This window comes from Alphaproteobacteria bacterium, from assembly GCA_039980135.1.
GTDB lineage: Bacteria > Pseudomonadota > Alphaproteobacteria > UBA6615 > UBA6615 > UBA8079.
The window spans coordinates 72,881-85,536 of sequence record JBDXCV010000009.1 but is presented as its reverse complement, the minus strand read 5'-3'; the positions used below and the strand labels follow the sequence as shown (position 1 = coordinate 85,536).

17 protein-coding genes and 1 tRNA gene are annotated in these 12,656 nt (G+C 63.3%); 9 read left to right on the top strand and 9 right to left on the bottom strand.

The window, feature by feature from the left end:
• Positions 1-14: 14 nt before the first annotated feature.
• Positions 15-779 (bottom strand): NRDE family protein, encoded by a 765-nt coding sequence (locus ABJ363_10850; protein MEP4379490.1) that lies wholly within the window; start codon positions 777-779, stop codon positions 15-17.
• 87 nt (positions 780-866) lie between these two features.
• Here ABJ363_10850 and ABJ363_10845 point away from each other — a divergent pair, with 87 nt between their 5' ends.
• The 4 genes from ABJ363_10845 to ABJ363_10830 all read left to right on the top strand — a co-directional run bounded on the left by ABJ363_10845 (position 867) and on the right by ABJ363_10830 (position 3,065).
• On the top strand, positions 867-1,190 hold the full coding sequence (locus tag ABJ363_10845; GenBank protein MEP4379489.1) for a DUF1476 domain-containing protein: 324 nt from the start codon (positions 867-869) through the stop codon (positions 1,188-1,190).
• 129 nt (positions 1,191-1,319) lie between these two features.
• Positions 1,320-1,919: a carboxymuconolactone decarboxylase family protein gene (locus ABJ363_10840; protein MEP4379488.1), complete on the top strand. Its 600-nt coding sequence runs from the start codon at positions 1,320-1,322 to the stop codon at positions 1,917-1,919.
• A gap of 10 nt (positions 1,920-1,929) precedes the next feature.
• On the top strand, positions 1,930-2,739 hold the full coding sequence (locus ABJ363_10835) for an alpha/beta hydrolase (GenBank protein ID MEP4379487.1): 810 nt from the start codon (positions 1,930-1,932) through the stop codon (positions 2,737-2,739).
• 32 nt (positions 2,740-2,771) lie between these two features.
• Entirely contained in the window at positions 2,772-3,065 is a 294-nt protein-coding gene (locus tag ABJ363_10830; protein MEP4379486.1) for a DUF1330 domain-containing protein, read from the top strand.
• Between the two features lie 4 nt (positions 3,066-3,069).
• Here ABJ363_10830 and ABJ363_10825 read toward each other — a convergent pair whose 3' ends face one another.
• From ABJ363_10825 to purB, 3 genes are read right to left on the bottom strand one after another with little or no spacing between them, the layout of a single operon-like run.
• A complete protein-coding gene (locus ABJ363_10825) occupies positions 3,070-4,005 on the bottom strand; it encodes a tripartite tricarboxylate transporter substrate-binding protein (protein ID MEP4379485.1) in 936 nt (311 codons plus the stop codon).
• Positions 4,006-4,052: 47 nt separating this feature from the next.
• Positions 4,053-4,385 carry a DUF1491 family protein gene (locus ABJ363_10820; protein ID MEP4379484.1) on the bottom strand — a complete coding sequence of 111 codons (333 nt, stop codon included), beginning with the start codon at positions 4,383-4,385 and terminating at the stop codon, positions 4,053-4,055.
• 23 nt (positions 4,386-4,408) lie between these two features.
• Complete coding sequence (gene purB / locus ABJ363_10815) at positions 4,409-5,722, bottom strand: adenylosuccinate lyase (GenBank protein ID MEP4379483.1); 1,314 nt, start codon at positions 5,720-5,722, stop codon at positions 4,409-4,411.
• A 220-nt stretch (positions 5,723-5,942) separates the two neighbouring features.
• On the opposite strand from purB, the gene ABJ363_10810 reads away from it, so the two are divergent.
• Positions 5,943-6,065: a hypothetical protein gene (locus ABJ363_10810; protein ID MEP4379482.1), complete on the top strand. Its 123-nt coding sequence runs from the start codon at positions 5,943-5,945 to the stop codon at positions 6,063-6,065.
• A 16-nt stretch (positions 6,066-6,081) separates the two neighbouring features.
• Here the strand turns inward: ABJ363_10810 and radC are convergent, their stop codons facing one another.
• Genes radC through sfsA form a run of 3 tightly spaced genes read right to left on the bottom strand, consistent with a single transcriptional unit; the run spans position 6,082 to position 8,361 of the window.
• Positions 6,082-6,771, bottom strand: a complete 690-nt coding sequence (gene radC / locus ABJ363_10805) for a DNA repair protein RadC (protein ID MEP4379481.1) — start codon at positions 6,769-6,771, stop codon at positions 6,082-6,084.
• 22 nt (positions 6,772-6,793) lie between these two features.
• Entirely contained in the window at positions 6,794-7,612 is an 819-nt protein-coding gene (map, locus tag ABJ363_10800) for a type I methionyl aminopeptidase (GenBank protein ID MEP4379480.1), read from the bottom strand.
• A 32-nt stretch (positions 7,613-7,644) separates the two neighbouring features.
• On the bottom strand, positions 7,645-8,361 hold the full coding sequence (sfsA, locus tag ABJ363_10795) for a DNA/RNA nuclease SfsA (protein ID MEP4379479.1): 717 nt from the start codon (positions 8,359-8,361) through the stop codon (positions 7,645-7,647).
• A 123-nt stretch (positions 8,362-8,484) separates the two neighbouring features.
• On the opposite strand from sfsA, the gene ABJ363_10790 reads away from it, so the two are divergent.
• The 3 genes from ABJ363_10790 to ABJ363_10780 all read left to right on the top strand — a co-directional run bounded on the left by ABJ363_10790 (position 8,485) and on the right by ABJ363_10780 (position 11,307).
• A complete protein-coding gene (locus tag ABJ363_10790; GenBank protein ID MEP4379478.1) occupies positions 8,485-8,796 on the top strand; it encodes a hypothetical protein in 312 nt (103 codons plus the stop codon).
• A 39-nt stretch (positions 8,797-8,835) separates the two neighbouring features.
• Positions 8,836-9,618, top strand: a complete 783-nt coding sequence (locus ABJ363_10785) for a molybdopterin-binding protein (GenBank protein MEP4379477.1) — start codon at positions 8,836-8,838, stop codon at positions 9,616-9,618.
• Positions 9,619-9,939: 321 nt separating this feature from the next.
• Positions 9,940-11,307: an amidohydrolase family protein gene (locus ABJ363_10780; protein ID MEP4379476.1), complete on the top strand. Its 1,368-nt coding sequence runs from the start codon at positions 9,940-9,942 to the stop codon at positions 11,305-11,307.
• Between the two features lie 57 nt (positions 11,308-11,364).
• Here ABJ363_10780 and ABJ363_10775 read toward each other — a convergent pair whose 3' ends face one another.
• A complete protein-coding gene (locus tag ABJ363_10775) occupies positions 11,365-11,538 on the bottom strand; it encodes a hypothetical protein (GenBank protein MEP4379475.1) in 174 nt (57 codons plus the stop codon).
• Between the two features lie 73 nt (positions 11,539-11,611).
• Between ABJ363_10775 and ABJ363_10770 the strand changes: the two genes are divergently transcribed.
• A tRNA-Leu gene (locus ABJ363_10770) sits at positions 11,612-11,698 on the top strand.
• Here ABJ363_10770 and ABJ363_10765 read toward each other — a convergent pair.
• On the bottom strand, positions 11,699-12,640 hold the full coding sequence (locus ABJ363_10765; protein MEP4379474.1) for an AEC family transporter: 942 nt from the start codon (positions 12,638-12,640) through the stop codon (positions 11,699-11,701). It lies immediately after the preceding tRNA gene.
• Between the last annotated feature and the right edge of the window lie 16 nt (positions 12,641-12,656).

Sequence of the window (12,656 nt, the reverse complement as noted above, 5' to 3'; positions counted from 1 at the left end):
GGTTCTGTTGACGGTCATTCGACTGCCAGCGACAGAATGACATGCTCGTACGGCGTTGTATCGGGTCTTCCGGGGGCGAAACGCCAGATCGCGTCCACATCCGGCCGGTCGGCGGACGGCAACGCGACAAGAGCACTTGAGACCGTCCCATAGCCCCTGTCGGTGACGATACACATGGCCTCTCGCGGGTCTTCGTCGCTCGAATGCAACCGTGTGGACAGCAGGCTTTCCCAGGCCGACCAGTCGCCCGCCTCGACATCCGGTTCCGCGGCGTCCCGGAATCGCGGCAGAAACCGTCCGATCCGGACACCATCGACATCGTCCAGTTCGCGCGACGTGATCATGTGCAGGCCGGGCGGGATTTCGATAACCTCGACCTTCGGCTGCTCGGTGCCCCTGATCCAGAAGGCGTCGCGGTTGTCGGCAATGATGAGATTGAAGGAGCGATAGGCGCTGCCATCCAGATCGGCCATCGCCTCGGCCGCCACTGCCGCGTCCGGGTGATCGACGGCCTCGAGCACCAATTCGCCGCGCGACCGTTTATCGTTTGTGGGGCCCAGGGAGCCCTCGCGGTTCAGAATCGCCGCTGCGACACCCGTATCGTTGAGCGCCAGCCAGGTGCCGCCCGCCAATTCGTCGAGCCCGCCGACCACGTCGTCACGGTCGGGCCAGTGGCGCGCCGGTGATTTCCAGGCGCGGTCGGTCATTTCGTCGCGGTTGGCGGCGATAAGCAACGGCCAAGCGTGATCGGGGCGACGAAGAATGACGAGGGTGCACATGAGAATTCAATTCAAACCGGGGCAATGGAGCACTATATCTATCTTCAAGGAACGACCGACAAGAAAGCAATGGAGAGTGGGTTAGATATGTCGACTTTTGACGAGCGCGAGCAGGGCTTCGAGAACAAGTTCAAACATGACGAAGAGTTCAAATTCAAGGCGACGGCGCGCCGCAACAAGCTGCTGGGTCTATGGGCCGCAGACCTTCTGGGTCTCGGCGAGGCCGAGGCGCAGGCCTATGCGCAGGAAGTCGTGAAGTCCGACTTCGATCGCCCCGGCGACGACGATGTCCTCGAGAAGGTCCTGGGCGATTTGCAGGCCAAGGGGGTCGAGACGTCTACGCATATTGTGCGCAAGCATATGGACGAGTTGCTCGCCGAGGCCATGCAGCAGGTCCACGACGGCGTGTAACGCCGGCCCGGCAACGGTCGGGCAAGTTTTCGTGCAAACGCGAAGACAGGCGACCCCTGACAGGGAGCCGGATAATCGAGCAGGGGCGGGCTGCGCTCGCCCATCACAATTCAGCTGGGGGGCTGTTCAATGGATGATGTAGCGCAAGCTGCGGGACATAATTGTCTCGTACCGCTCGTGGAAGACGAGGATTTTTCTCCACCGTTCCAAAAGTCGGCCAAGCGGGTTTCAGGCCGTGTCGGCATGGTCGCGAACAATGTGCGGGCGATGGCAAACTCGCCGGAACTGGGCGCCACCATGCGGCAATTTCTGGACGATGTGTGGGATCAGGGCGACCTGCCGAAGCCCATGAAGGCGCTGATCCGTAACAAGGTCTCGAACATCAATGCGTGCCTGTATTGCTCGGCCCACCAGGTCCGGGTGATGGAAAGCCAGGGCGTCGCGCGTGAGAAGATCGACAATATGTACGATTACCTCTCGCATCCGGCCTTCTCCGACAAGGAGCGCGCGATTCTAGCCTATAGCGAGGCATTGACCGTCGATGCCGGCGCCATTCCCGAAGATGTTGTGGCGACGTTCATGGAACACACGACGGCGCAGGAGCGCACCGAGGTGACCATCGTCGCGGCGGCGATGGGCTTGCTGAATCGCCTGAACGACGGACTGCGCGTCCCGCTCGAAGAACCGATGCTGGAGATCGCCAGCGGCATTTCCTTCGAACCCAAATAAGGCGGCGGATATGGCACGTATCGATATCGGGCACATCACGCTCAACTGCGCCGACGCGGGCGAGGGCGACGCATTCATTTTCATTCCCGGACTGGTCGGCCTGTACGACGCCTGGTCGTTTCAGCTCGAACATTTCGCGCAGAACTATCGCTGCGTGACCTTTGACCATCGGGGCACCGGCGAAAGCGACAAGCCCACGGGACCCGGCGCCTATTCGACCCAGGCCATTGCGGATGACGTGATTGCATTGATGGACAAACTCGCCATCGACAAGGCGCATATCGTCGGCACGTCGACAGGCGGCTGCATCCTGCAGAATCTGGCGCTCGACCACCCCGACCGGGTGCGCGCGTGCATCTTCAACAATACCTGGGTGACGGCGGACGAGTTCATCACCCGGGTCGCGCTCACTCGCAAGCGGATCGCGGAATCCTATGGACCCGAGGAGTATGTGAAGGTCTCGTCGATGTTTACCTCCGGCGCCAATCAGTTCCGCCACAACCTCGACGCCGTTATGGAGCTCGAACGACGGGCGCTGGAGACGGTCGGTTCGGTGGAAATTCTGGCCGCGCGGCTCGACATGATGCTCGCGCATGACCGTACGAACGAGCTCAAGGGCATCGACCGGCCGTCGCTGGTGATCGGCACCGTCGATGATGCGACGATCCCGTATTATTTCGCCGAGGACCTGCACGCCGCGATCCCCGGATCGCAGCTGCTGATGTTCGACGATGGGGGGCACTACTCCTATCGCCGCCATCCCGAAAAATGGAATATGGCCGTTACTGAATTCCTGGCCGAGGCCGAGAAGAGCGTTTAGGCCCATACGGGCCGAAACAACGGAGACATTACATGCCGAAAGCCTACTGGGTCGCCGCTTACCATGAAATCCACGATACCGAGCGGTTCAAGGCCTACGCGGAGATCGCCGGGCCGGCGATCGAGGCCGTGGGTGGCAAGTTCCTGACGCGCGGGGACGCCGCGAAGGCCTATGAGGCGGGGCGGCTGGCACGTACGACGATCATCGAGTTCCCGTCGCTCGAGGCGGCGGTCGCGTTGCACGACGGACCGGATTACCAGGCGGCGTTGGAGGTGCTCGGCGACGCCGTGACGCGCGATCTGCGGTTCGTCGAGGGAATCGACTGACCGGTCAGGCGCCGCCGCGCGCGCGGAGCAGGCCAAGCTCGTCGAGAAGCTCGGTGTACTCGGCCGTTTCGTTCGCCAGATAGTCGGCGAGGGCGTCGCCGTCGATATGCATGGCCGACCAGCTCAGCCGCGCAAGTTCGTCCTGCCATACCGGGGTCGCGACGGCTTTCCGCAGCACGTCCCGCCAGAACGCCCCCTGGCCCGCTGACAACCCTGCCGGGCCGGTGACGCCTCGCCACGCGCCGACAACACAGGGCGCGCCCAACTCAACCCAGATCGGCACGTCTGCGAAGCGACCGGCCAGCCGCTCGGGCGCGGAAATGGCGATCAGGCGCGCATTGCGCGCCTCGACCTCGGCCAGGAGGCTCGCGGCAGTCACCGCGCACACGTCGGCGTTCCCCGCCATGACATCGGCGACGGCATCGAGCGCCGAATCGAAGACCCGCACGATCGGCGCGTTTATGTCGGACCCCAGGGCGCGCAGAAGCTTGGCGAGCGCGATGTGATTGGGGTTCCCCAACGCGGTGGAGAGCGCCACCGTCACGTGGTGGGGTTCTTCCTCGAGGCGCAGGAGGAGGTCCGCACCGCTCGCGTAAGCGGATTCGGCGCGCACGGCAAAGGCGATATATTCGGTGACCAGCGTCGCGATCGGCGTGTAGCGGCCGTGGTCGAACCCGGCGAGGCCGGCCAGATAGTCGGTCGTGAGGTTGGGCGAGCTGATGCTCACCACGTGGCCGTCGCCCGGGTGCCGGTCCATGAGTTCGGTCCACACCTTGCGGGCGCCGTCGCCGGGCACGTTTTCGACCGCGACCGGCACCTCGACCGCTTCGGCGACCGCGATCGCCTGTTCCAGCGCGCGCGCAACCCGGTCGAGCCCGCCGCCCGGCGGTGTACCGGCGGCAAGGGTGAGGGGGCCTTCGGGTGTCCAGGTCTCGGTCATCATGCGCTCCCGTTCCGCGGTTGTTGCCGTCAGTCTGGCATCCCGCGCTACATCGTGTCGAACGGGTGCCAGCCTTCGCGGTGCTCGATCTCGATGACCCACAGGTCGGGATCGCGCGATACGGCGCGCGCGATATAGGCGTCGGCTTCGGTTTCGGGAATCGCGGCACCGTCCATGGCGGGAAACCATGACAGCCGGCCGTCCAGGTCACGCGTCTGGGTAAGAATACGGCAGCCCCTGTCGTGCTGATTGAGCTTCAGGATCACCGTGCCCGACTGACGCTCGCCCTTGCGCACCACGGCGATGGGAATGCTCGCATCCGAGGCCCGGCGAAGCCCGGCGCTGACCCAGAGTTCTGTCGGCAGCCGGTTGTCGCTCATCGTTTGCCTTTGCCGTAGCCGGTTCAGGCGGCGCCGAACACGCGGGTGAAAATCGTGTCCACATGTTTGGTGTGGTAGCCGAGGTCGAAGCTCTCGGCGAGATCGTCGTCGGAAATGAGCGCGCTCACCGCGTCGTCGGCCTGCAGGAATGAGAGGAACGCGCCCTCGCGCTCTGCCTCGGGCAGTCCCCACACCTTCATCGCGTTGCGCTGGACGGCCTGGTAGGCGTCCTCGCGGCTCATCCCGGCCTGGGTGAGAGCAAGGAGCACGCGCTGGGAGTGAATGAGGCCGCCGAGTTTTTCCATATTCGCGATCATCGTTTCCGGATAGACGAGCAGTTTCGAAACAACCCCTGTCAGTCGCACGAGGGCGAAATCCAGGGTGACCGTGGCGTCCGGGCCAATCATCCGCTCGACCGACGAATGGGAAATATCGCGCTCGTGCCAAAGCGCGACGTTCTCCATCGCGGGGACGACCGCCGAACGCACCACCCGCGCAAGCCCCGTCAGGTTTTCCGTCAGGATCGGGTTGCGCTTGTGAGGCATGGCGCTCGAGCCCTTCTGGCCCGCGGCGAAAAATTCCTCGGCCTCGCGCACTTCCGTGCGCTGCAAGTGCCGGACTTCGACCGAAAGGCGCTCGACCGCGCTGGCGATCACGCCGAGCACGGCGAAGAACATGGCGTGGCGGTCGCGCGGGATGACCTGCGTCGACACCGGCTCGGATGCCAGGCCCATTTTCTTTGCGACATGGACTTCGACCGCCGGGTCGATATTGGCGAAGGTGCCCACGGCGCCCGAGATCGCGCAGGTGGCGATTTCTGCCCGCGCCGCGACCAGCCTATCCCGGCAGCGGGCGAACTCCGCATAGTGGCCGGCGAGTTTCACCCCGAAGGTGGTCGGCTCGGCATGGATGCCGTGGCTGCGCCCGATGCAGACATCATCCTTGTGCTCGCGCGCGCGTTTCTCCAGTGCCGCAAGCAACCCGTCGAGATCGGCCAGGAGGAGGTCGGCGGCCTGGGTGAGTTGCACAGACAGGCAGGTGTCGAGGACGTCGGATGAGGTCATGCCCTGATGCACGAAGCGGGCATCTTCACCGACATATTCGGCCAGGTTGGTCAGGAACGCGATCACGTCATGGTGGGTTTCGCGCTCGATCTCGTCGATCCGGTCGATTTCCCATGCACCCTTGTCCCAGACCGTCTTGGCAGCCGACGCGGGGATCACGCCCAGTTCGGCCTGCGCGTCGCAGGCATGTGCCTCAATCTCGAACCAGATCCGGAACTTGTTCTCGGGTTCCCAGATCGCGGTCATTTCGGGGCGGCTGTAGCGGGGAATCATGGGTGTCGGCTTTCGCGTTGGCGGGGTGTCTAAACGGTGATCAAACTAGGTGAGCGAGTGATACCCCGACAAGGCGAGTCGCCGATTGTTGACAGGATCCCCCACCTCGCGAATGACGGGAGGTGAACAGGCTTCACACAATAATACCGTTAAGCTATCTTAACCACGCGTTAACGGGTTCCGAGCGATTCTGTTGCACACGCATAAGGCGAGAAACACGATGTCCGTGACCTACCCAGGAACGATCCCGGCACGCCGGACGATCTTCAAGAGACAGAGCCGCTGGCCCGGGCTGCTGCGCCGGGTGATTGTGCTTTGTCTCGTGATGATCGCCACCGCCTGACCGGACGGCCGGGCGCCTAGAAAAGCCCTTTTTCGCGCAGGCTGGCATGGCCCCCCCGCGCGATGATCACATGATCATGGAGTGCCACGCCGAGGCTTTCGCACACGGCCGCGACCGCGCGGGTGATTTCGATGTCGGCGTCGCTTGGTGTGGGGTCGCCGGAGGGGTGATTGTGGACCATCACCAGTGCGCACGCATTGAGTTCGAGTGCGCGCTTGATGACCTCGCGTGGATAGACCGATGTCTGATCGACGGTGCCGGCGCTTTGTTGTTCGGCGGCGATGAGGCCATTCTTACGGTCCAGAAACAGCACATGAAAGCTTTCGCGCGGCAGGTGCCCGATCGCCGCGCGGCAATATTCCAGGACCTTGTCCCAGGAATCGAGGATCTGGCGTTCGTGCAGGTCTTCGCGGGCCTGGCGGATGCCGGCCTGATGCACGGACTTGAGCAGCCCGGCCACCCCGGGTCCGGCACCTTCAACCTGCACGATGTCTCCGCGATCGGCGGCCAGAACACCCGCCAGACTACCGAAGCGTTCGATCAGGCGTTTGGCCAGCGGTTTGGTGTCGCGGCGCGGAATGGCGCTGAACAGGATCAGCTCGAGCAGTTCATAATCCGGCATCGATGCGCCGTCGTCGGCCGCGAAACGTTCACGCAGGCGGGTGCGATGGTCTTTTTGATCGTTGAGATTCCGAGGCGCGGCCATGGCTCCGCCGGTTCCACCGCCATCAGTCGTAGGGCGGCTTGTCCCAGCCCTTGGGCGAGTGGGTGAAGACTTCACAACCGTCGGCGGTGACGCCGATCGAATGTTCGAACTGTGCGGACAGAGACCGGTCCTTTGTTACGGCGGTCCAGCCATCGCCCAGAATCTTCACGTCGAAACGGCCGACATTGACCATCGGCTCGATGGTGAAGAACATGCCTTCGCGCAGCTCGGGTCCGGTACCCGGCTGGCCGAAATGCAGGATCGACGGGGCGTCGTGGAACACCTGACCGAGCCCGTGGCCGCAGAAATCCCGAACAACCGAAAACCGTTCGGCTTCGACATAGGTCTGGATCGCGTGGCCGATATCCCCGACCGTGGTGCCAGGGCGGACGATGTTGATCCCTTCCCACAAGGCCTGATGGGTGACGTCGACCAGCCGCTCGGCCAGGCGCTTGACCTTGCCGACATTGTACATCCGGCTGGTGTCGCCGTGCCAGCCGTCGAGGATGACCGTGACGTCGATGTTGACGATGTCGCCGTTGGCGAGGCGTTTCTCCCCCGGAATGCCGTGACAGACGACGTGGTTGACCGAGGTGCAGATCGACTTCGGGAAACCGCGGTAGCCAAGCGGTGCGGGAGTTGCCCCATGATCCAGAATGAATTCGTGGCAAAGCCGGTCGAGTTCCTCGGTCGTGACGCCGGGCACCACATGGGGGGTCACATGATCGAGCGTCTCGGCGGCGAGTTTCCCGGCATGGCGCATGCCTTCGAAGGCATCGGCATCATGGATGCGGATGCGGCGCGCTTCGGGATCGAGTGAGGCGGTCTTCGTGTCGGTCATCGTGTGTATCGGCTACCGGTCGGAGTCTGGATTCAAGGGTTCATCGGCAAGGGCCGGGTGATTTCGATGCGTTCGAGCGAAACGTCGCATGCATAGCATATCGCCTCAACCCCTCGATGCCGGGCATCTGCGAAAGCGGCGGCGTAGTCCGGGTCGATGTCGTCGGCGAGGCGAAAATCGTCGCAGTCGCTGCGCTGGACCACATAGACCATGACGGCACGGGCGCCGGCCTCGACGGCGTTTGCCAGTTCGCGCAGATGCTTGGCGCCGCGCTTGGTAACGCTGTCAGGAAATTCGGCGGCACCGGATTCGTCGCGCTTCAGATGTACATTCTTGACCTCGACATAGCAGTCCGTCCGGCCCGGGTCCTCGAGCAGAAGATCGATGCGGGAATTTTCGCCGTAGCGCACCTCGCGACGGCGGGAGGCATAGCCGGTCAGTTCCGCGATGCGTCCGGCTTCGATTGCTTCATCGACCAGCGTGTTGGGCAAGGACGTGTTGATCCCGACATGATGGGCGCCGACCCGGATGATTTCCCAGGTGTATTTGAGCTTGCGGTCCGAGTTGCGCGCGGGCGAGACCCAGACATCCGAACCCGGTTCCTTTAATCCGAGCATCGCACCGGGGTTGGGGCAATGCGCGGTGATTTCGGTCGGTGCCCCGTCGCTGCCGACGATCTCGATATCGGACAGGAAGCGCTTGTAACGCCGGATCAGGCGGCCGGGGATGAGCGGGTCGGGAAATTCCATGATGGCGGCAAGGTATGAAGCCGGTCGGAGATGATCAAGCCATCGTGCCCATTGCCGGCGTGTTTTGACTGTCCATTGGGTGCATGATAGTTCGTCAGGTCGGTTCACCATGGAATGAAGCGCATGAAACCTGTTCTGCCCCTGCTTTTCGTCTTCGCGCTCGCGGCCTGCGCCGGTACGGGCGCGGCCTGGGTCAAGGAAGGTGCCAGCGAGGATCAGGTGCGTGCCGATCAGGCGGCGTGTCGCGCGCAGGCGGAAGGCGCGATTGGGCGTAACGAAAGCTTCACCCGTGATATTCGCAGTTCAACGCGCGGTGGCCGGGAAGACACACAGGCCATCGTTACGGAAACCCGCGACCGGAAAGTGGCGCGATCCTTCGAGAACATTTTCGGCCGTTGCATGGCGGCGCGCGGTTACGTGCACCCGAAGTCCTGAATTTGCACCACGGTACAAGCACATAGGCGACGAGACGATATGAACGAATCCACACGCGTCACGGCGGCGGTCCTGATCATCGGCAACGAGATTCTCTCGGGCCGGACCAAGGATGCCAATCTGCCCTTTCTCGGTACCGAGTTGAATCTGCTGGGCATCCAGCTCCTGGAAGCCCGCGTCGTGGCGGATATCGAGGCCGAGATCATCGACGCGGTCGACGCCTTGCGGGCGAAATACGACTATGTCTTCACGACCGGGGGTATCGGCCCGACCCATGACGACATCACGTCGGCCTGCGTCGCCAAGGCGTTCGGCCAGAAGCTGATCCGCCACCCCGAGGCCGAGCGCATCCTGCGCGAACGTATGACCCAAATGGGGGTCGAGGCGACCGAGGCGCGGCTGAAGATGGCCGAGACGCCGGAATTCGCCGAGCTGGTCGACAACCCGGTCAGTGGCGCGCCTGGATTCCGGGTCGAGAATGTCTATGTCATGGCGGGCATTCCGCGCATCATGCAGGCGATGTTCGAGGGGGCGAAACCCCAGCTCAAGCGGGGCGTGACCCTGTTGTCGGTGACTGTCGGCAGTTTCGTGCCCGAGGGGCAGATCGCGACCGAGTTGTCACTTCTGCAGGACGCCTACCCGGATATGGATATCGGCAGTTACCCGTTCTTCTTCGACGGCAAGCCGGGTTCCAATCTGGTGTTACGCGGGCCCGATCAGGCGCGCCTGGATGAGGCTGTGGCCCGGCTGGGGGATCTGATCCGCAATTTGGGCCAGGAGCCCGTCGAAGGCGGCATCGAGGTGCCCAAGTCTGCCGACTAATATTCGGAAGAAGCCATGCGGGGCTTATGTTGATGACCTGGAACGCTGACCGGCTGGGCGAAGCCCGGTTAGAGGCCTCGGCGATATCGGGGGTGCCTGCATCGCCTGCCGAACGGGTGACTTCGGGGCCGCGGTGCTGCTTGCGCGCGGGCTTGCGGTCTGCGATGAGACCCATGCTCCGCGCGGCCCGATAGGCGATCCGCAGCGTTTGTTCTAAGCGGCGTAGCCGCGGCAACCTTTACGACGGGCCTCACAAAATCCTATCCTGAAATCGTTGGGAATATCCTGGAACAACGGGTCCAGTGATGAGGGGGGTCGGATTTGGCACGCACGCTAATACGTAACGGTTGGATCGTGACGGTCGATCCCGCGCTGGGCGACATTCCCGGCGGCGATATCCTGATCGAGGACGGTTTGATCCGGGAGATCGGTCGCGGCCTCACCGTGGGCGATGATGTCGAGATCATCGACGCGACCGACAGGCTGGTGATGCCGGGCTTCGTCAATGCACATCATCATCTATGGCAAACGGGCCTGCGCTCGCTCGCGGGCAACTGGACATCGCCGGATTATCACCGCAACGTCCACGGCAATATCGCGCCGCGCTACCAGCCTCACGACAGCTATCTCGGCGGATTGATCGGCGCGCTCGGCCAGATCGATTGCGGCACCACGACGGTGCTCGACTGGTGCCATAACAACGCCACACCGGACCATTCCGACGCCTCGATCGACTCGCTGGAGGAGGCCGGTATCCGTGCCGTTTTCGCGCACGGCTCCGTCAAGCCGCCAACGCTCGAAGGTGGCAAACCCTTCTCCGAAGTGCCGCATCCCCGCGCGGATGCCGAGCGCGTGCGCAAGGGCCGGCTTGCCACCGACGACGGGCTGGTGACGATGGCGCTGGCCATCAAGGGCCCCGATTACTCCACGCTCGATGTGACGCTGCAGGACTTCCAGCTCGCCCGCGATCTCGATCTGCTGTCCAGTGCGCATGTCTGGAACAAGGCCAGCCGCGTCGCGAAGGAGGGCTATGCCGCGGTCGCGGCTGCCGGTCTGCTCGGCCCCGATCACAATGTCGTTCACGCAAACTGTTCCGACGCGGCGGAGTTTGAGGTCTTCTTTGACGCCGGTGTCACGTTTACCGCCACGCCGGCCTGCGAACTGCAATCGAACGATGTGTCGATCATCGGCCGGGTCCTGGCACGCGGGTTCGCGCCGTCGCTCGGCCCGGATACCGAACTCTATCTCTCGGGCGACATGTTCCAGGTGATGCGCCATGCGCTGCAGACCCAGCGGCTGGCCGACAACGTGACGCGAGTTGCCGCCGGCGAGACGATCGACGGCGTTTCCGTCGGCGCGCGCCAGGCGTTGGAATGGGCGACGATCGAAGGCGCGCGGGCGCTGCGCATGGATGCGCGCACCGGCTCGCTGACGCCGGGCAAGCAGGCCGACTTGCTGCTGCTCCGGGCTACCGACCTGAACCTGGCGCCGGTGCATGATCCGGTGAACGCCATTGTCTTCTATGCGACGGCGGCGAACATCGACACGGTGATGATCGGTGGGCAGGTGGTCAAGCAGGACGGCAAGCTGCTCTACGACCCCAAATTGCGGGTCGAGAAACAGGCCGCACTGGCGGCTTCGGCCGAGCGGCTGTTCGCTGAAGCGGCTTATGCGCACGCCGCCGCCTGACGGACACACCCGTGTCGAGGTGACCGCGTCTGCCGGCTCGGGGGAAAATCGGTTCGTCTAGGGCTGCCAGACGGCGGTCCAGAGCAGTACGCCCACGCCGCCGAGAGCGAACCAGATCACCGCATTCTGCATCGCGGCCTTCCGGTCGCGCGCGATTAACACGATCGTTGGTGCGAGGATCACCAGCGCACCCACGAGCGCGATCAGGCGTGCGATATCGAAACCATCCATTTGGCGGCACCCATTGGCGTTTGGCGGCGGGGTATGTCGTTCGCTACAAGTATAACCCAGTCAGTCACGCGATGCGGGCGTGGTGAAATTGGTAAACACAAGGGACTTAAAATCCCTCGGCCTCACGGCTTTGCCGGTTCAAGTCCGGCCGCCCGCACCATCATCCCACCGGGCTGAAGAGCGCCACCAGTACAGACAGTGTCACAACGGCGAAAAGCATCGACACCAGGGTCGCCGCCGACGCCCGATTGACATAGGTGTCGTAGGTGGACGCCACGAGATAGACGCTCACACCGAGCGGCGTGGCGGCGGCGATGATTGCGATGTTGCGCCACTCGACCGGGATATCCGGGAACGCCGACATGAAGACGAAGACCAGAAACGGATACAGAAGCAGCTTGCCTGCCGCCATGAAACCGGTCTCGCGCATGCGTTCGCTGAAGGAAAGCCCGGCCAGTGACGCGCCGATTGCGAACAGCGCGCACGGGACGGTCGCACCCTGAACCAGGTTGACGAGGCCGTCCAGAACGGCGGGGATTTCCAGCCTCATCATCGCGGCGGCGATGCCGAGCAGGATGGAGGGCACGATCGGATTGAAGAAGATCGCCCGGAAGACCGTCCCGGAAATTGCGACAAGACTGCTGCGTTCGCCGCTCTGGATTTCGAGCAGGACGATGGCCAGCGGCACGATGACAGCCATTTCCACGGCAATCAGGAGCGCGATCGGCAGAACCGAGGCTTCGCCATAGAGCGCGAACCCGATGGGGATGGTCATGAAAACGGTATGGCCAAACGAAACCGCCAAGCCCTGAACGGCCTGTTCGGCGACAGTGCAGTTGAAGATCCATCTGGCAACCGCATAGCCGATCGCGAACGACAAAAGCCCGCCCAGCAGATACGCCAGGATGAAATCACCGCGCAATTGCTCGGCCACCGGGGCGTTAGCCAGGTTGCGGAACAGCAACAACGGGAGGCAAAAGTAAAAGACGAAGGACGTGAAGGCCTTGATGCTCTCCTTGCCCATGATCCCGCGCCGGGCGGAGATGTAGCCGGCCAGAATGACGACAAAGATCGGGATCGTGACTGTCAGCACCAGAATCATGATCGTTCCACTCGTG

What these genes read in the sequence shown, in the direction of transcription:
- ABJ363_10850 (MEP4379490.1), bottom strand. Translation starts at nt 779, where the DNA reads ATGTGCACCCTCGTCATTCTTCGTCGCCCCGATCACGCTTGGCCGTTG.
- ABJ363_10845 (MEP4379489.1), top strand. Translation starts at nt 867, where the DNA reads ATGTCGACTTTTGACGAGCGCGAGCAGGGCTTCGAGAACAAGTTCAAA.
- ABJ363_10840 (MEP4379488.1), top strand. Translation starts at nt 1,320, where the DNA reads ATGGATGATGTAGCGCAAGCTGCGGGACATAATTGTCTCGTACCGCTC.
- ABJ363_10835 (MEP4379487.1), top strand. Translation starts at nt 1,930, where the DNA reads ATGGCACGTATCGATATCGGGCACATCACGCTCAACTGCGCCGACGCG.
- ABJ363_10830 (MEP4379486.1), top strand. Translation starts at nt 2,772, where the DNA reads ATGCCGAAAGCCTACTGGGTCGCCGCTTACCATGAAATCCACGATACC.
- ABJ363_10825 (MEP4379485.1), bottom strand. Translation starts at nt 4,005, where the DNA reads ATGACCGAGACCTGGACACCCGAAGGCCCCCTCACCCTTGCCGCCGGT.
- ABJ363_10820 (MEP4379484.1), bottom strand. Translation starts at nt 4,385, where the DNA reads ATGAGCGACAACCGGCTGCCGACAGAACTCTGGGTCAGCGCCGGGCTT.
- purB (MEP4379483.1), bottom strand. Translation starts at nt 5,722, where the DNA reads ATGATTCCCCGCTACAGCCGCCCCGAAATGACCGCGATCTGGGAACCC.
- ABJ363_10810 (MEP4379482.1), top strand. Translation starts at nt 5,943, where the DNA reads ATGTCCGTGACCTACCCAGGAACGATCCCGGCACGCCGGACGATCTTC.
- radC (MEP4379481.1), bottom strand. Translation starts at nt 6,771, where the DNA reads ATGGCCGCGCCTCGGAATCTCAACGATCAAAAAGACCATCGCACCCGC.
- map (MEP4379480.1), bottom strand. Translation starts at nt 7,612, where the DNA reads ATGACCGACACGAAGACCGCCTCACTCGATCCCGAAGCGCGCCGCATC.
- sfsA (MEP4379479.1), bottom strand. Translation starts at nt 8,361, where the DNA reads ATGGAATTTCCCGACCCGCTCATCCCCGGCCGCCTGATCCGGCGTTAC.
- ABJ363_10790 (MEP4379478.1), top strand. Translation starts at nt 8,485, where the DNA reads ATGAAACCTGTTCTGCCCCTGCTTTTCGTCTTCGCGCTCGCGGCCTGC.
- ABJ363_10785 (MEP4379477.1), top strand. Translation starts at nt 8,836, where the DNA reads ATGAACGAATCCACACGCGTCACGGCGGCGGTCCTGATCATCGGCAAC.
- ABJ363_10775 (MEP4379475.1), bottom strand. Translation starts at nt 11,538, where the DNA reads ATGGATGGTTTCGATATCGCACGCCTGATCGCGCTCGTGGGTGCGCTG.
- ABJ363_10765 (MEP4379474.1), bottom strand. Translation starts at nt 12,640, where the DNA reads ATGATTCTGGTGCTGACAGTCACGATCCCGATCTTTGTCGTCATTCTG.